This window comes from Chitinimonas viridis (assembly GCF_030409555.1).
Classification (GTDB): Bacteria; Pseudomonadota; Gammaproteobacteria; order Burkholderiales; family Chitinimonadaceae; genus Chitinimonas; species Chitinimonas viridis.
The window spans coordinates 208,621-224,058 of the sequence record NZ_JAUFPU010000003.1 but is presented as its reverse complement, the minus strand read 5'-3'; the positions used below and the strand labels follow the sequence as shown (position 1 = coordinate 224,058).

General features: G+C 60.2%; 15 protein-coding genes, 1 tRNA gene and 1 pseudogene. 13 read left to right on the top strand and 4 right to left on the bottom strand.

What is annotated here, in order from left to right:
• Positions 1-60: 60 nt before the first annotated feature.
• The 5 genes and pseudogenes from QWZ03_RS03870 to QWZ03_RS03855 form a co-directional block, all read left to right on the top strand.
• A pseudogene (locus tag QWZ03_RS03870) lies at positions 61-795 on the top strand (methionine ABC transporter ATP-binding protein); the annotation flags it as partial.
• Positions 781-1,068, top strand: a complete 288-nt coding sequence (locus QWZ03_RS21040; protein ID WP_439954237.1) for an NIL domain-containing protein — start codon at positions 781-783, stop codon at positions 1,066-1,068. The pseudogene QWZ03_RS03870 and the gene QWZ03_RS21040, both read left to right, overlap by 15 nt.
• Positions 1,065-1,739: a methionine ABC transporter permease gene (locus QWZ03_RS03865; protein WP_284197130.1), complete on the top strand. Its 675-nt coding sequence runs from the start codon at positions 1,065-1,067 to the stop codon at positions 1,737-1,739. The genes QWZ03_RS21040 and QWZ03_RS03865 overlap by 4 nt, the downstream gene beginning before the upstream one ends.
• Positions 1,740-1,780: 41 nt before the next feature.
• Positions 1,781-2,560, top strand: a complete 780-nt coding sequence (locus QWZ03_RS03860; RefSeq protein WP_290331546.1) for a MetQ/NlpA family ABC transporter substrate-binding protein — start codon at positions 1,781-1,783, stop codon at positions 2,558-2,560.
• Between the two features lie 238 nt (positions 2,561-2,798).
• Complete coding sequence (locus QWZ03_RS03855; protein WP_290331545.1) at positions 2,799-3,419, top strand: 6-pyruvoyl trahydropterin synthase family protein; 621 nt, start codon at positions 2,799-2,801, stop codon at positions 3,417-3,419.
• Here the strand turns inward: QWZ03_RS03855 and QWZ03_RS03850 are convergent.
• The 4 genes from QWZ03_RS03850 to mutM all read right to left on the bottom strand — a co-directional run bounded on the left by QWZ03_RS03850 (position 3,409) and on the right by mutM (position 8,190).
• A complete protein-coding gene (locus QWZ03_RS03850) occupies positions 3,409-4,530 on the bottom strand; it encodes a VanZ family protein (protein WP_290331544.1) in 1,122 nt (373 codons plus the stop codon). The genes QWZ03_RS03855 and QWZ03_RS03850 overlap by 11 nt on opposite strands.
• A gap of 128 nt (positions 4,531-4,658) precedes the next feature.
• A complete protein-coding gene (locus tag QWZ03_RS03845; RefSeq protein ID WP_284197126.1) occupies positions 4,659-4,982 on the bottom strand; it encodes an H-NS histone family protein in 324 nt (107 codons plus the stop codon).
• A 142-nt stretch (positions 4,983-5,124) separates the two neighbouring features.
• Complete coding sequence (locus QWZ03_RS03840; RefSeq protein ID WP_290331543.1) at positions 5,125-7,083, bottom strand: dynamin family protein; 1,959 nt, start codon at positions 7,081-7,083, stop codon at positions 5,125-5,127.
• A 279-nt stretch (positions 7,084-7,362) separates the two neighbouring features.
• Positions 7,363-8,190 (bottom strand): bifunctional DNA-formamidopyrimidine glycosylase/DNA-(apurinic or apyrimidinic site) lyase, encoded by an 828-nt coding sequence (gene mutM / locus QWZ03_RS03835; protein ID WP_290331542.1) that lies wholly within the window; start codon positions 8,188-8,190, stop codon positions 7,363-7,365.
• 88 nt (positions 8,191-8,278) lie between these two features.
• Here mutM and QWZ03_RS03830 point away from each other — a divergent pair, with 88 nt between their 5' ends.
• The 8 genes from QWZ03_RS03830 (at position 8,279) to ychF (ending at position 15,208) form a co-directional block, all read left to right on the top strand.
• The gene (locus tag QWZ03_RS03830; RefSeq protein WP_290331541.1) at positions 8,279-10,039 is read left to right on the top strand and encodes a tetratricopeptide repeat protein; all 1,761 of its coding nucleotides are present in this window, start codon (positions 8,279-8,281) and stop codon (positions 10,037-10,039) included.
• A 4-nt stretch (positions 10,040-10,043) separates the two neighbouring features.
• Entirely contained in the window at positions 10,044-10,604 is a 561-nt protein-coding gene (gene lolB, locus QWZ03_RS03825) for a lipoprotein insertase outer membrane protein LolB (protein WP_290331540.1), read from the top strand.
• Positions 10,601-11,437 carry a 4-(cytidine 5'-diphospho)-2-C-methyl-D-erythritol kinase gene (gene ispE / locus QWZ03_RS03820; RefSeq protein ID WP_290331539.1) on the top strand — a complete coding sequence of 279 codons (837 nt, stop codon included), beginning with the start codon at positions 10,601-10,603 and terminating at the stop codon, positions 11,435-11,437. The genes lolB and ispE overlap by 4 nt, the downstream gene beginning before the upstream one ends.
• A gap of 18 nt (positions 11,438-11,455) precedes the next feature.
• A tRNA-Gln gene (locus QWZ03_RS03815) sits at positions 11,456-11,530 on the top strand.
• A 111-nt stretch (positions 11,531-11,641) separates the two neighbouring features.
• Positions 11,642-12,592 (top strand): ribose-phosphate pyrophosphokinase, encoded by a 951-nt coding sequence (locus tag QWZ03_RS03810; RefSeq protein ID WP_284197120.1) that lies wholly within the window; start codon positions 11,642-11,644, stop codon positions 12,590-12,592.
• Positions 12,593-12,681: 89 nt separating this feature from the next.
• Positions 12,682-13,281, top strand: a complete 600-nt coding sequence (locus tag QWZ03_RS03805; protein ID WP_308447039.1) for a 50S ribosomal protein L25/general stress protein Ctc — start codon at positions 12,682-12,684, stop codon at positions 13,279-13,281.
• Between the two features lie 131 nt (positions 13,282-13,412).
• Positions 13,413-14,033 (top strand): aminoacyl-tRNA hydrolase, encoded by a 621-nt coding sequence (pth, locus tag QWZ03_RS03800; protein ID WP_290331538.1) that lies wholly within the window; start codon positions 13,413-13,415, stop codon positions 14,031-14,033.
• 83 nt (positions 14,034-14,116) lie between these two features.
• Positions 14,117-15,208 (top strand): redox-regulated ATPase YchF, encoded by a 1,092-nt coding sequence (ychF, locus tag QWZ03_RS03795; RefSeq protein ID WP_290331537.1) that lies wholly within the window; start codon positions 14,117-14,119, stop codon positions 15,206-15,208.
• Positions 15,209-15,438: the final 230 nt, after the last annotated feature.

Sequence of the window (15,438 nt, the reverse complement as noted above, 5' to 3'; positions counted from 1 at the left end):
AAGTTCGTTCCCTGACAGCGGCCACCCCGCTGGCCCGCTACACCAGTGAACGGACACCCCGTGATCGAACTTCATCACCTCAACAAAACTTACCAGGTCGACGGCCGCCAGGTCACCGCCCTACAAGATATCCAGCTGCAGATTCCCGCCGGCCAGATCTTCGGCATCATCGGCCGCTCCGGCGCCGGCAAAAGCACCCTGCTACGCACCCTCAACCTGCTGGAACGTCCCGACCAAGGCCGGGTGCTCATTGATGGCATAGATGCCACCGCACTCGACCAGGCAGGCCTACGGACACTACGCCGGCAAATAGGCATGGTGTTCCAGCACTTCAATCTGCTGGCCCATCGCACAGTCGCTGCCAACATCCGCTTTGCCCTGGAACTGGCCGGCGAACTGGACTCCTCCGCCATGGCGGCGCGGGTCGCCGAGTTGCTGGCACTGGTAGGCCTGACCGAACAAGCCCAACAATATCCCGCGCAACTCTCTGGCGGACAAAAGCAACGCGTCGGCATCGCCCGCGCCCTGGCCAACCAACCCAAGCTGCTGCTGTGCGACGAGGCCACTTCCGCGCTGGACCCGCAAACCACCCAGGCCATCCTGCAACTGCTGCTGGACATCAACCAGCGACTGGGCCTGACCATCGTGCTGATCACACACGAAATGGCCGTGGTCCGGGCCATCTGCGATCGGGTGGCTGTCATCGACGGCGGCAGCATCGTCGAGCAAGGCACGGTCGCTGACGTCTTCCTGCACCCCCAGCATGCCGCCAGCCGCAATATGGTGGCCGAAGATGGCCACGCCGCCGTGCTGGACCTGGCGGGCAAGCTCCACTCAGTCGCCGGCAAGCTGCTGCGCCTGACCTTTGTCGATGCCGCCACCTATGAGCCGGTGATCGCCGAAGTGGGCCAGCAGCTCGCCAGCCCGATCAACATCCTGCAAGGCAGCGTAGGCCGCATCAAGGACAGGCCCTATGGGCAATTGATCGTGGGCCTGCAAGGCGATGTCAGCGCCGCCCAGGCCGCTTTTGCCAGCCGTGGCGTTCGCTGCGAGGCCTTGGCAGCATGAGCGCCCCATTGTTCGACTGGAGCCTGATCGACTGGGCCGACATAGGCACCGCAACCCTCGACACGCTGACCATGCTGGGCGCGTCCCTCACCTTTACCGTGCTGCTGGGCCTGCCACTGGGCGTGCTGCTCTACCTGCTGGGGCCGCGCAGGCTGCTGGCCAACCAGCCGGCCTACGCCACGCTCTCTTTCGTGATCAACGCTTTGCGGTCCATGCCCTTCGTCATCCTGCTGATCGTGCTGATCCCGGTGACCGTCAAGCTGGTGGGTACCTCCATCGGCGTCGCCGGTGCCATCCCGCCTCTAGTGGTCGGCGCCGCACCGTTCTTTGCCCGGCTGGTTGAGTCCGCCCTGCGCGAGGTGGATCTGGGCATAGTCGAAGCCACCCAGGCCATGGGCGCCACCACCTGGCAGATCGTCAGCCGCGCCCTGCTGCCCGAGGCCCTCCCCGGCCTGCTGGCGGCCACCACCGTAACGGCGGTGACCCTGGTCTCCTATACCGCCATGTCGGGCGTGATCGGCGGCGGCGGGCTAGGCGACCTGGCCATCCGCTACGGCTATCAGCGCTTCCAGACCGAAGTCATGGTGATCACCGTCCTGGCCCTGCTGGCCGTGGTGCAAATACTGCAGATGGCGGGCGACTGGCTGGTCCGTCGTGCCACCCGCAAATAAAGACTCCCCCAAGCTCGCTGTCCATCACAAGGAAAAAAATCATGAAACTGTTCAAGACCCTGCTGCTGGCCTCTGCCACCCTGGCCGCGCTCTCCGCCCAAGCCGAGAAACTGACTATTGCTGCCACCGCCGTGCCGCACGCCGAGATCCTGGCCTTCGTCAAACCTGCCTTGGCCAAGCAAGGTGTGGAGCTGGACGTGAAGGTTTTCACCGACTACGTGCAACCCAATGTGCAATTGGCTGAAAAACGTGTCGACGCCAACTACTTCCAGACCAAGCCCTACCTCACCGAATTCAACAAGAACCGTGGCACCAGCCTGGTGACGGGAGCGGCCGTGCATGTGGAGCCATTTGGTGCCTATTCCCGAAAGATCAGGAAAATTGCCGAGCTTACCGAAGGTGCCGTGGTAGCCATACCGAACGAAGCCTCCAATGCCGGCCGTGCGCTGGTACTGCTGGACAAGCATGGGGTCATCAAACTGAAGGACAGCCGGAATATTCTTTCCAGCGTGAAAGACATCGTCGGCAACCCGAAGAAGCTGAAATTCAAGGAGCTGGAGGCGGCGACCCTGCCACGCATACTGGACCAGGTGGATCTGGCGCTGATCAACACCAACTACGCGCTGGAAGCCAAGCTGCTGCCCACCCGCGATGCCCTGTTGATCGAGGATGCCAACTCGCCCTATGCCAACTATGTGGTGACCCGCACCGACAACCAGCACAACGCGGCCTTGAAGAAACTGACCGCCGCCTTGACCTCTTCCGAAGTGAAGCAGTTCATTGCCGAGAAGTACAAAGGCGCCGTCATCGCGGCGTTCTAAGCCTTCCGGCACCCCGAGTTCGGCTGTCCCGTGTGCCCGCAAGGGTCTGGAGCGGCCTGACTGCACCACCTACCCGTGGTGCATCGCATTGTCGTCTCACTCCATCCGTAGATGATTTGCCACGCCAAGCGCGTGGCTTTTTTTTGGCGGACTGGCACAATTGGGCTATCCCCATACTCCTCTACGCTGCACACAGGCGCCGTGGTCTGCAACGCCGGCTGTCTGCAGGAGCCATTCCATGCTGATACGCAAACTGTTCAAGTTCGAAAACGCCCACATCGTGCGCAATTGCAGTAGCGATCGCTGCCGCCACTCCATCCACGGCCATAGCTACAAGGTGGAGGTGCTGCTGGAGGCCCAGGCGCTGGACCATGGCCAGATGGTGTATGACTTCGGCCTGATGAAGGGCACGATACGTGATGTGATCGACGCGTTTGATCACGCCATCTGCTTCTGGGACCGGGACGAGGCAGACTACATAGCCTGGGCCAAGCGCTATTCGCAGCGCTGGATCGCCATGCCGGTGTCGCCATCGGCCGAGCAGTTCTCACGACTGTTCTTCGTCATCATCGACGCCATACTCAAGAACACCGCCATGGCCAATGGCGAGCAGGATGTGGTGCTGCATTCTGTGATCGCCCATGAAACCGAAACCGGTTACGCGCAGTGTTTCCGCGCGGATGCCTATAATCCGCGCATGGGCCTGATCGCCTTGGAGCAGGTGATCTTCTCGGAACAATGCAAGGCAGAGTGGAAAGACCCGGCCATGCTGGATAAGCTGCTGCGGGGCGAACCCTTCCAGAACCCTACGATTGCCCTACAGGTCCAGCCCGACCCGCAGCCCGATCTCAACGGCTGAGCACGGTGGGCTGCACGCTGCGTCGATAGTCCCGCACCATCAGCCAGATCAGGTAAACCGTCGCCAGCCAGGGCCAGACTTCGGAGAGCGTCTGGGTCAGGCCGTTGAAATCGCGCAGGCCGTAGCGCCAACGGAACAGGCTGAGCATGCCATAGGGCTGCGCAGTCAGTGGCCACATGGCTTCTACTAGCTGGGTCAGGCCGACACACAGCAAGGCCACCAGCGCCTGCCAGCGCCGCTTCAGCCGCAGCAACAGAAATAGCAGCCCTAGGCCCAGCACCCCACCTGTCAGCACATTGACGTTGAACCAGGTGAGGAACTCATCTGGCTTGAGCAGGGCGCCGGCAAACAATACCTTGAGCAGCAGCGATAGCAGGATCAGGCCAATGATGGCCACCATGGCGCGTCGGCGGTGCGCCAGCAGTGTCACCACGATCAGACTCACCCCCATCAGGCTGAGCATGACCCCGAATGCTTCCAGCCCCCGTAGAAAGAGCAGGGCGTTTTCTATGGGCGACACCCAGGGCTGCGGCAGACCGACAGGCTGCACCACCACCCCGAACAAGGGAACAGCAGGATTCAGTTGTGAGATAAACCACAGGAGCAGGAGGATCAGGCCATAGTCGGCCTGCGAGCCCTCGCGGAACCATTGCTGGCGAAACACATGCCAGCCCCGCAGTATCAGCAGTTTGCTGAATAGGCCGGCCAATAATGCACCGATCAGACTACCGGAGGTGTTGTAGATGAGATCGAGATTGGATGGTACGCGCTGGGGCAGGAATTGCTGTACGAACTCGACCGAGCCAGAAAGCATGGCACCAAATACCAGCGCGGCCAGGGGCGCAAACCAGCGACAACGGAAATACAAGGCCCAGGCATATCCCAAGGGCAGATAGGCCAATAGATTGAGCGCGTTGTCTGCCACGGTATGATAGTGCGGCAAGGGGTAGGCCAAAAACGCCCAGATAGGCTCGCCGGTATAACGCCAGCCCGAGAACGGATACCAGCTGGTGACCAATATGACCGCATGCCAGGCCAGCAAAAAATGCCGCCCCAACCAGGACGGCATGGCATCACGTGCAAGGTAGGAGATGGGCAATTGCCAGCGCATGGCGAGCAAGCCTATCACATTGGCCACGAACTACGGATTGCTTGCTACCGATATAAACGTTTCATTGCATGCAGATAATAAAAAAGGAAGCTGAACGGCTTCCTTTTTTGCAGGCGTGCGAGGCTGGCTTACACGCGCAGGCTGTCGATGCTACCACCCTTGGCCAGGTGATCGACCACCCATTGCGGCTTGCGGCCACGGCCACTCCAGGTTTGCTCAGGATTGGCAGGATTCTTGAACTGAGCCGCCACCGGGCCGCGCTTGCCACCGCGCTTGCTGGGCAAATCGGCACCCAGGAGCTCGTTCAGGCTGAAGCCACGTTCTGCCGCGAGCTTTTGCAGGTCGGAGATAGCCTTTTGCTTGTCTTCGACCTTGCGGCGCGAAATTTCACGCTCAAGGTCTTTTTGCAGTTGATAAAGCTGCGGCAAGGACAGGCCAGACAAGTCCACCATTTTAATTCTCCTGGATCAATTAGTGATTTTGGTCAAAAGACTGCGGATATTATGCAGTCGAAGGCATCTCCAAATCAACCTATAACCCAATAAATATCCTGGCGCAAGCACTAAATATGCTATTGGTATTAAATACTTGTTCCTAGGCAGCCTGCCTTGCCACCGGTTTCATGGCGTCATTGAGCGCTTCATAGGTCTTTTTCAAGCGCGCATCGAGCTCGTTCAATTGTTGCTGAATAACCGCATCAATCTCGCTTAACTCTTCAATCCGGTCTTCCAGCGTATCGGTCGCCTTGTGGATGCGCTTGACACTCTCCAGCCGCCTGCGCAGCTGCATCTGGTGTTCGCGTACCTGGGTTTCCATGGGGGCCATCACCGCCTTTAGCCAGTTCTCGGCATCCCGGTTGGCGACCTCATAGACATACACCACGCGGCTGGCGATGGTTTCAAAGAACTTCTTGGTTAGCTTGTTTTGCGAGGTGGTGAGAATTGCCCCAAAGGTATTGAAATGCTCGTGGAAACTCTTTTCCAGGCGGGCAATTTCCTTGTGGTATTTCAAGGTAGAGAAAGGTGGCGGCGACACGGCGCCCAAGCCGTGCTCATCGCTGAACTTCTTATACATGCCAGCCATCATGGCCTGGATTTCCGCTACCTGCTCCGCCGACTTGGTGATGTTGCCGTTGATATCCTTGAAAAACTTCTGCATAGCGCCGGTCAGACCAGAGGAGAAGCTGGAGGCATCCATTTCCATCCGTATCTTGGTAATACGGTTCTTCAGTCCATCCATGCCCAGATAGCCAAACAGCACATTGGTCTGCTGGGAGAACACGCTGCGCAAGGCCTGGAAGCGCTGCATGCCGCGCTCGAAATGGGCCTTCTCTTCCTGGATCTTGTCCAGCATGTGTTCGATCACGTCGCGGTTCTTGCCGCGCAATGCGGTCAGCTCGTCCAGCTGCTCACGCACGCCTTCGCGGCGGGCATTCAGGATGCCGCGCGTGGCCAATACCAAGTCTTCCACCTCGGTCTGGGTGTTATCACGGACTATTTCCTGCTTGAAGGGGATCAGATCATCCGACAGCGCACGCTCGAGCTTGACGATGCGGGTCTTCTCCAGCAATTCGTCGTCATCGTTGATCTTGGCCACCAGGCCCTTCTGGGCCGATACTGGGAATACCTGGCTGGTCTTGATGCCCAGCAGCTCGGCGCTGGTCTTGACCTGCTTGTCGATCTCGGCGTCGATCTCCCCTTCGCTCTTCAGGCTGTCCCACAGGCCGTCTATCTTGTTCAGCACCACCAAGCGGCCGCGTTGCCCCCCCTGGGCACGGCCGATATGGTTGCGCCAGACATCGATATCCGTCTTGGTGACGCCGGTATCGGCCGCCAGGATAAACAGGATGGCGTGGGCATTAGGCAGCAGATTGAGCGTCAGTTCCGGCTCGGTACCGATGGCATTGAGACCTGGTGTATCCAGTATCACCAAGCCCTGCTTCAGCAAAGGATGGGGGAAATTGATGATGGCATGGCGCCAGCAAGGAATCTCGATCTTGCCATCCTGCACCGACAGTTTGTGATCAGGATCGGCGTCGTCAAATAGCCCCAGGCGCTTGGCCTCTTCCACCACCACCCATTTTTTCAGGCCTACTTGCTGAAAGGCAGCCAGCATGGCTTCGCCCGACTCGATATCGAGTTCGACCGTATGCCACTCCTCGGGATAGCGGCGATACTCGGAGGTGGTGGTATCCCCTGCGCGGGTCTCGATAGGCAACAGCTGTATGCAATTGGGCCGCGCCGCATCGTATTGCAGCTCGGTCGGACACATGGTGGTGCGGCCGGCAGACGAAGGCAAAACCCGCTGCTTGTATTCAGCGAAGAAAATCGCATTGATCAGCTCTGACTTGCCCCTGGAAAACTCCGCCACAAAGGCGATATTGAGCTTGTCCTCACGCAGCTTATCCAGCAAATGCTGGATGCGCATATTGGTCTGGGCATCGTTCAGATCCTGCTCGGACAACCAGCGTTGTAAATCCCCGATGCGCTGGATTAGATTCCCGCGCCAGCCGCTATAGGCTTCAAAATCAGCAACAAGGTTGTCGTGCGACATGTTTCTATCCTCTCGCACAGCAGGAGCAGCGTGCTGGCGCATGTATAAAAAGGGCAAATGGGGGTGGCGCTTAACCCGGCAAAATCTTCAAACAGGGAAAACGCATTTCATTGTCATTAAATAACGTGTGGCAACGCTATGCAAGCGCGGTCATCGGTCAAGTCCAGCCTTACGGCGGCAGCATATGCTACCCGCAATGAATAGGTTCATTATCCCGAGTCGCCCTGCTGGCACGCCAATAGCCCGCCCCGACCCGGGAATGGTCGGCCACGGCAACGCTCAGCGTGGCTGGCATTGCGTGCACCAATAGGTTGAGCGCTGCCCCAGGCGGCCTGATCGAATCGGATTACCACACTGTAAGCAGGGTTGTTCATCCCGGCCATATACAAAATAGCGCTGTTGAAAATAACCAGGCTTGCCTTCGCTATCGACAAAATCGCGCAAGGTACTGCCGCCTGCCGCGATGGCCTCGGTCAGGGTTGCCTGTATGGCCGCCACCAGTCGCTGGCAATCTGGCCGACTCAACTTGCTGGCGGGCCGGCTTGGGCGTATGCCTGCGCGGAACAGGGCTTCATTGGCGTAGATATTGCCCACGCCCACGACGATATGGTTATCCATGATGGCCAGCTTGATGGCCGCCTGCTTGCCCAGCAGCATCTGCTTCAGATACGCCGCCGTAAAGTCTGCCTCCAACGGCTCCGGCCCCAGATGGCAGAGCAAAGGATGGGCGAACAATTCGCCAGGCTGCCACAACAGGGCGCCAAAGCGCCGAGGGTCGCGATAACGCAATGCGTATTGCTGTCCTGCGCGATCGAACAGCAGGTCGACATGATCGTGCTTGGCGGGCGGCGTATCTGCCGCGACCACCCGCAAACTGCCCGACATCCCGAGATGCAGGATCAAATGGCCATGGCCGATGTCCAACAACAGGTACTTGGCCCGCCGCCAGATGCGCCGCACGCCGAGCCCAGCCACCCGCTCTGCCAGATCAGGCGGCACCGGCCAGCGCAAGCGCGCCTCGCGCACTACCGCGCCCTGCAGCACGGCGCCGTCCATCGCGGCCGCGATACCGCGCCGGGTAGTTTCTACTTCGGGCAATTCAGGCATGGTTGCTGCCGAACGGGTTAAGATGAAAGAACGAACGACTATAGCATGGTCGCAGATGCTGCCTGAGCCGGCAGACAAGGATACTGACATGACCAACCAGCACGCCTACCGTAATCGCCTGATCGCCCTGACCACCGCCCTGCTGGCCAGTTGCGCCAGCGTGACGCCGCCACCGCCCCCAGCGGAGTCAGCGCCGGCTGAACCCGCAGCGCCAGTGGCTGTAGCCGTAACGCCGGTGGTGGAGCCCAATTACCCCAAGCAGGAACTGACGCGCGAACTGCTGTTCGGCATGCTGCTGGGCGAAGTAGCCGTCGCCAAGGGTGACAAGCAGTTGGCCAGCGACAGTTGGCTGGAGATCGCCCGGCGCAGCCGCGATGTACGCGCCGCCGAGCGAGCCCTGCAGGTGAGCTTTGCTGCCGGACGCATCCCCCAGGCCGTACAGGCTGCCCGCCTATGGCAGGAGCTGGATCCCGGCTCGCTGACGCCACGCCAGCACCTGCTGCATATCTTCAGCAGCACCGGCATGGTCGCGGAGGCAGGGCAGGAGCTGGGCAGCTGGATGCGCGATCGCCCCAGCGATGCCGCGGGGGTGTTCCTGCGCATGCACACGCTATGGCAACCACAGGCCGATCGCCAGGCCATACTGGCGCTAACCCAGCAACTGGCTGCCGGCTTTCCCGAGCTACCAGAGGCCGCACTGGCCATCGCCCTGGCGGCTGTCAACGCCAAGAACAACCTGACCGCCGTGGCAGCGATAGATGAGGCGCTCAAGCGCCGACCCGGCTGGGAACAGGCCATGCTGTATCGCGCCAACCTGATAGGCCAGCAGTCACCGGAGGCCGGTATTGCCTACCTGCAGCAAGCCGTAAAAGCCCAGCCGAAATCGCGTGAGCTACGGGCTGCGCTGGCACGCGAGTTGAGCGATGGCAAGCAGTTGCCCGCCGCCGCAAAACTGTATGACGAACTCAGTCGCGAGTATCCAGCCGAAGTGGAATATCTATTAGGCCAGGCGCTGACCGCCCTGCAGTTGCGCCGCTACGCCGAGGCCGAGGCACCGCTGGACAAGGCGCTGGCCCTGGGCGTGAACAAGCCAGGACTGGTGCATTTCTATCTGGGTACCATCGCCGAGGAACAAGGCCTGCTGGAAAAGGCCCGCACACATTATGTCAGCGCCAGGGACAGCGAACAGGCGGCCCAGGCCAATCTACGCCTGGCCCGCATAGAAGCCAAACTGGGCAACCGGGATGCGGCCCTGGCCACCTTGCAACTGCTGCCCGATGCCAGCAAGAACGACCAGATCACCCGAGTGCAGCTGGAAGCGCAAATATGGCGTGAACTGAAAGAGCCCGAACGGGCGAAATCGGCACTGGATGCCGGTTTGCTTGCGCACGCGGACAACCCCGATCTGCTCTACGACCGCTCCCTCATATTTGACCTGATGGGTGACGTGGCCGCCGCCGAAAGCGATCTACGCCGCTATCTGACACTCAAGCCGGACAATCCGGCTGGTCTTAATGCGCTGGGCTATACCCTGGCCAACCGCACACAGCGCTACGACGAGGCCGAAGCCTTGCTCAAGAAAGCACTGGAGCAGGATCCGGACAACCCGGTGATCATAGACAGCATGGGCTGGCTGCAGTATCGCCGAGGCAATGTGAAGGAAGCCGTTATCTGGCTGGCCCGCGCCTTCGCCGCCCAGCCCGACCCGGAAATCGCCGCGCACTATGGCGAGGCACTGTGGCAGGCAGGCAGACGCAGCGAGGCCCGCAAGATATGGGCGGAAGGCAAGAAGCTGGACCCGGCTCACCAGGTACTGGCCGAAACAGTGCAACGACTGACCGGTAACTGAGACCATGCTGCGTTACTCCCTGATGGTGGCCCTGGCCGCCTTGCTGCTGGCTGGCTGCGCCACCCAGATGCCGGCCCCTGGCGCCCTCAGCCAGCTCCCCGAGCGCTACACGGTCAATGGCCGGGTGGCCGTCAATGCCGCCGGCAAGGGCTACACCGCTCGCTTCAGCTGGATACACGATGACCAGCGCGACACGGTGGACGTCAGCAACCCGCTGGGGCAGATCATGGCCAGGGTAGAGCTGGACCCAAGCGGCGCGCGCTTTTTTGACAGCGACGGCAAACTGCGCAGTGCAGACGATGTGGAGGCTCTGAGCGAGCGCGAACTCGGCTGGCGCCTGCCTGCCAGCGGACTGCGCTTCTGGCTCTTGGGCTTGGCGGCACCCGACCGCCCCGCCTTCTGGACCCAGGACGACAACCATAGGCTGCTGGAACAGGATGGTTGGCAAATACGCTTTCCGCTTGATGCGGGCACCCATGCGCCCAGCCGCCTGACCCTGAACCGCCCCGACCTGGAAGTTCGCATTGCGCTTTATGACTGGCAGCTGTCCAGCACCCAACCATGACCTATCACGCCTTCCCCGCCCCCGCCAAGCTCAACCTGTTTTTGCATGTCATAGGTCGCCGCAGCGATGGCTACCATCTGTTGCAAACTGTTTTCCGTCTGATAGACCACGGCGACACCTTGCATATTGCCATCGACCACAGCGGCGAGATCGTGCATGAGAACCCACTACCCGGTGTGCCTGCCGAGCAAGACCTGATCATCCGCGCCGCACGCCTGTTAAAGCAAGCTAGTGGTAGCCGGCTAGGTTGCCGCTTGCGACTGGATAAGCGCCTGCCCATGGGGGGCGGGCTCGGCGGTGGCAGCTCGGATGCCGCCACGACACTGATGGCGCTGAATCATTTGTGGGGCACCCGCTTCAGCCGCGAACAATTGCAGGCCTTGGGCTTGCAACTCGGTGCTGATGTGCCGGTTTTCATCTTTGGCAGAGATGCTTTTGCCGAAGGTGTAGGCGAAACGCTACAGCCTATACGCCTGCCAAATCAATGGTATGTCGTACTTATTCCACCTGTCTCCGTCCCTACGGCAGAGATTTTTTCCGATCCGTGCTTGACAAGGAACAGCGAGCCCATAATAATGGCGGCCTTTCCGAACGAGCAGATGCACAACGATCTGCAAGCAGTAGCCGTGAGGAAGTACCCGATCATCGCTGATCACCTTGCCTGGCTTAGCCAATATGGCAATGCGATGATGACCGGTTCCGGTGCTTGTGTATTCGCTGCATTCGATACACAAGTAGAAGCCGAGCGTGTTATTACAGCCCTGCCTGCCACAATGCAAGGGTTTAGCGCGCAGAGCATGATGCAGCACCCTTTGTTCGATCTGCTGGATTGAAACCAGTCGGGCAGATTTAGGGGAGTCGCCAAGTGGTAAGGCATCGGATTTTGATTCCGACATTCGTAGGTTCGATCCCTACCTCCCCTGCCAGTTTTCATCAAGCGTTTGGGCGGCACGCCGATGCGCTCACCTAACGCAAAAAGAAACCAGAAAGCGTGTAATGGCGATTACACGCTTTCTTTTTTTGTCAAGGATCAGGACATGGCCTACGAAAGTTTGATGGTCTTCACCGGCAATGCCAACCCCCAGTTGGCCGACGCCGTAGCCAAGCACCTCGACATTACCGTCGGCCGTGCCACGGTAGGTCGTTTCAGTGACGGCGAAGCCACTGTCGAACTACTGGAAAATGTCCGTGGTCGCGATGTATTCGTGCTGCAATCCACCTGCGCGCCCACCAACGACAACCTGATGGAAGTCCTGTTGATGGTCGATGCGCTGAAGCGCGCTTCGGCTGGCCGCATCACAGCTGCCATGCCCTATTTCGGCTATGCCCGCCAGGATCGCCGCCCCCGCTCGGCCCGCGTGCCCATCTCGGCCAAGGTTGTGGCCAACATGCTGCAGGCTGCTGGCGTGGATCGCCTGCTGACCGTCGACCTGCACGCAGACCAAATCCAGGGCTTCTTCGACATTCCCGTGGACAATATCTATGCCACGCCGGTCCTGCTCGACGATGTCCGCACCAAGAATTACGAAGACCTGATGGTGGTCTCGCCTGACGTGGGCGGTGTGCTGCGTGCCCGTGCCATGGCCAAGCAACTGAACACCGAGCTGGCCATCATTGACAAGCGCCGTCCCAAGGCAAACGTGGCCGAGGTGATGCACATCATCGGTGACGTGGAAGGCCGTACCTGTTTGATCATGGACGATATGGTGGATACCGCCAACACCCTGTGCAAAGCCGCCGAAGCACTGAAGCAGCACGGCGCCAAGCGGGTGATGGCCTACTCCACCCACCCCGTACTGTCCGGCCCCGCCATTGAGCGTATCGCCAATAGCGAACTGGATGAGCTGGTGGTCACCGACACCATCCCGCTCAGCGATGCCGCCCGGAAGTCCAGCCGCATCCGCATGATCAGCTTGGCACCGCTGCTGGCTGAGACGCTGCGCCGCATTAACAACGAAGAGTCGGTTTCCACCCTGTTCGTTGACTGATTCTCTGCGGCTGTTTCTTCGGAAACGGCCGTTTACCCAAGCATCACCTGGTCGCGGGTGATGTTTTTTTGTTGCTTAGGAGCAATTCCATGACCATCGAAGTTATCGCCAACAAGCGCGTCGAACAGGGCACCGGAGCGAGCCGCCGCCTGCGTCGTGCAGGCAAGGTTCCCGGCATCATCTACGGCGCCGGCCAAGAGCCTGTTGCTGTTGTGCTGGACCACAACAACCTGTACCACGCCATGCAGCAGGAAACCTTCCACGCCAGCATCCTGAGCCTGAACGTGGACGGCAAGACTGAGTCCGTGCTGCTGCGCGACGCCCAATACCACCCCTGGAAGCAGATCGTCATGCACGTCGATTTCCAGCGCGTGGACCCGAACGCCAAGCTGCACACCAAGGTGCCGTTCCACTTCATCAACGCTGATGTGGCTCCTGGCGTGAAGCTGGGTGGCGGCATCGTGTCGCACGTCATGAACGACGCCGATGTGTCCTGCCTGCCAGGCCAACTGCCCGAGTTCATCGAAGTGGACCTGAAGGACCTGCAAGCCGGTCACTCGATCCACCTGTCCGACCTGACCCTGCCGGCCGGTGTTGAATTCGTGGCCCTGAAGCATGGCGACAACGCTACCGTGGCGACCATCCTGTCGGTACGTGGCGCTGCCACCGAGGAAAGCGCTGCCGCTTAATCGGTCGCGTTTATCCTAGACGGCCCGCAGCCTATACAGGCCCAGCGGGCCGTTTCACATTCCAACGAAGGCAAATTCAGTTACACAGCCTGATACTCTCCGTCGTTGAACCTAATACTTGATGGCAAGCCATGAGCACTGCACCGCTCCCCATACGTCTGGTGGTCGGCCTGGGCAATCCCGGGTCGGAATATGTTGATACGCGCCACAACGCCGGCTTCTGGTGGGTGGATGCGCTGGCACGCGAGCTAGGCACGGGGCTGCGGGTCGAGAGCAAGTTCATGGGGCTGGCAGGACGCGCCAAGCAGGGCGATGAGGAGGTTTGGCTGCTGCAGCCAACCACCTATATGAATCGTTCCGGCCACGCGGTAGCTGCGCTGGCACGCTTCTACAAAATACTGCCGCAGGAAATCCTGGTGGTGCACGACGAACTGGACCTGCTACCCGGCGAAGCCAAGCTGAAGCAAGGTGGCAGCCACGCCGGCCACAATGGCCTCAAAGATATACAAGCCATGCTGGGCAGTGCCGATTTCTGGCGTTTACGCCTGGGCGTAGGCCACCCACGCACCCTGGGTTTGAACCAGCCGGTGGTGGATTTCGTACTCCATCGGCCCCGGCAGGATGAGCAGCCGCAGATAGAGGAAGCGATCGCCCGCTCGCTGGCCGCCTGGAAATGGCTGTCCCGCGGCGAATTCAGCAAGGCCACCATGCTGGTCAACACCAAGCCCAAGATTGCCAAGCCCGAGGCCTAAGGCAGCCGGCAAGGCATGCTTTTCTCCTCACCGCTGGCACCCCAACACGCATTAGAATTACCCTTTCCCCAAAGGAACACGCTATGAGTCTCAAATGCGGCATCGTCGGCCTGCCCAACGTCGGCAAGTCCACCATGTTCAACGCCTTGACCAAGGCCGGCATCGCTGCCGAGAACTACCCCTTCTGCACCATTGAGCCCAATGTTGGCATCGTGGAAGTGCCAGATGCGCGCCTGAAGGCGCTGTCGGCCATCGTCAATCCGCAAAAGATCCAGCCTGCCATCGTCGAGTTTGTCGACATCGCCGGTTTGGTGGCGGGCGCCAGCAAAGGTGAAGGCCTGGGCAACCAGTTCCTGGCCAATATCCGCGAGACCGATGCCATCGTGAACGTGGTGCGCTGTTTTGATGATGAGAACGTGGTCCACGTTGCCGGCCGCATTGATCCGCTGGCCGATATCGAAGTCATCGTCACCGAACTGGCGCTGGCCGACATGGCTGGCGTGGAAAAAGCCATACAGCGCGAAGGCAAGAAGGCCAAGTCAGGAGACAAGGAAGCACAAAAACTGGTGGCCACCTGCGAAAAGCTGCTGCCCCACCTGAACGAAGGCAAGCCGGCCCGCACGCTGGCACTGACCGATGAAGAAAAGGCCTTGCTCAAGCCACTGTGCCTGCTCACCATCAAGCCGGCCATGTATGTGGGCAACGTGCTGGAAGACGGTTTCGAGAACAACCCCCATCTGGATCGCCTGCGCGCCCATGCCGCAGCCGAAGGCGCGCCGGTTGTCGCGCTGTGCGCCAAGATCGAGATGGAGCTGTCCGACCTCGAGGAGGAAGACAAGCAAGCCTTCCTGGCCGACCTTGGCTTTGAAGAGCCAGGGCTGAACCGCTTGATACGCGCAGGCTACAACCTGCTGGGCCTGCAGACCTACTTCACCGCTGGCGTGAAGGAAGTCCGCGCCTGGACCATCCATGTGGGCGACACCGCCCCCCAGGCCGCCGGCGTCATCCACACCGACTTCGAGCGAGGCTTCATCCGGGCCCAGACCATTTCCTTCGACGACTTCATCAGCTACAAGGGCGAGCAGGGTGCCAAGGAAGCCGGCAAGATGCGGGCCGAAGGCAAGGACTATGTGGTCAAGGATGGCGATGTGATGAATTTCCTGTTTAACGTCTGATTGGCAGCCTTCAAGGGGGAGCGCCCAATGCCCAGGTGCACTCCTCCGCTCGCCAGGCTCGTTGTGAGCCCCCCGTGAAGGCTGGCATGCCGCCCATGGCAGATCACCAGAAAAGCAGCCGCTGCCTTTTGCCACCTAGCGGTGGCATCGACGGCGATGACGGCCCGTGAAATAACCGGCATGAGCACTTTCTCGCCCAGTCATGTCTCCTGTTTGGGATTCCCCCGCTG

Bases quoted from the DNA above. Each gene is read 5' to 3' on its own strand.
- QWZ03_RS21040 (WP_439954237.1), top strand. From the start codon at position 781: ATGGTGGCCGAAGATGGCCACGCCGCCGTGCTGGACCTGGCGGGCAAG.
- QWZ03_RS03865 (WP_284197130.1), top strand. From the start codon at position 1,065: ATGAGCGCCCCATTGTTCGACTGGAGCCTGATCGACTGGGCCGACATA.
- QWZ03_RS03860 (WP_290331546.1), top strand. From the start codon at position 1,781: ATGAAACTGTTCAAGACCCTGCTGCTGGCCTCTGCCACCCTGGCCGCG.
- QWZ03_RS03855 (WP_290331545.1), top strand. From the start codon at position 2,799: ATGCTGATACGCAAACTGTTCAAGTTCGAAAACGCCCACATCGTGCGC.
- QWZ03_RS03850 (WP_290331544.1), bottom strand. From the start codon at position 4,530: ATGCGCTGGCAATTGCCCATCTCCTACCTTGCACGTGATGCCATGCCG.
- QWZ03_RS03845 (WP_284197126.1), bottom strand. From the start codon at position 4,982: ATGGTGGACTTGTCTGGCCTGTCCTTGCCGCAGCTTTATCAACTGCAA.
- QWZ03_RS03840 (WP_290331543.1), bottom strand. From the start codon at position 7,083: ATGTCGCACGACAACCTTGTTGCTGATTTTGAAGCCTATAGCGGCTGG.
- mutM (WP_290331542.1), bottom strand. From the start codon at position 8,190: ATGCCTGAATTGCCCGAAGTAGAAACTACCCGGCGCGGTATCGCGGCC.
- QWZ03_RS03830 (WP_290331541.1), top strand. From the start codon at position 8,279: ATGACCAACCAGCACGCCTACCGTAATCGCCTGATCGCCCTGACCACC.
- lolB (WP_290331540.1), top strand. From the start codon at position 10,044: ATGCTGCGTTACTCCCTGATGGTGGCCCTGGCCGCCTTGCTGCTGGCT.
- ispE (WP_290331539.1), top strand. From the start codon at position 10,601: ATGACCTATCACGCCTTCCCCGCCCCCGCCAAGCTCAACCTGTTTTTG.
- QWZ03_RS03810 (WP_284197120.1), top strand. From the start codon at position 11,642: ATGGCCTACGAAAGTTTGATGGTCTTCACCGGCAATGCCAACCCCCAG.
- QWZ03_RS03805 (WP_308447039.1), top strand. From the start codon at position 12,682: ATGACCATCGAAGTTATCGCCAACAAGCGCGTCGAACAGGGCACCGGA.
- pth (WP_290331538.1), top strand. From the start codon at position 13,413: ATGAGCACTGCACCGCTCCCCATACGTCTGGTGGTCGGCCTGGGCAAT.
- ychF (WP_290331537.1), top strand. From the start codon at position 14,117: ATGAGTCTCAAATGCGGCATCGTCGGCCTGCCCAACGTCGGCAAGTCC.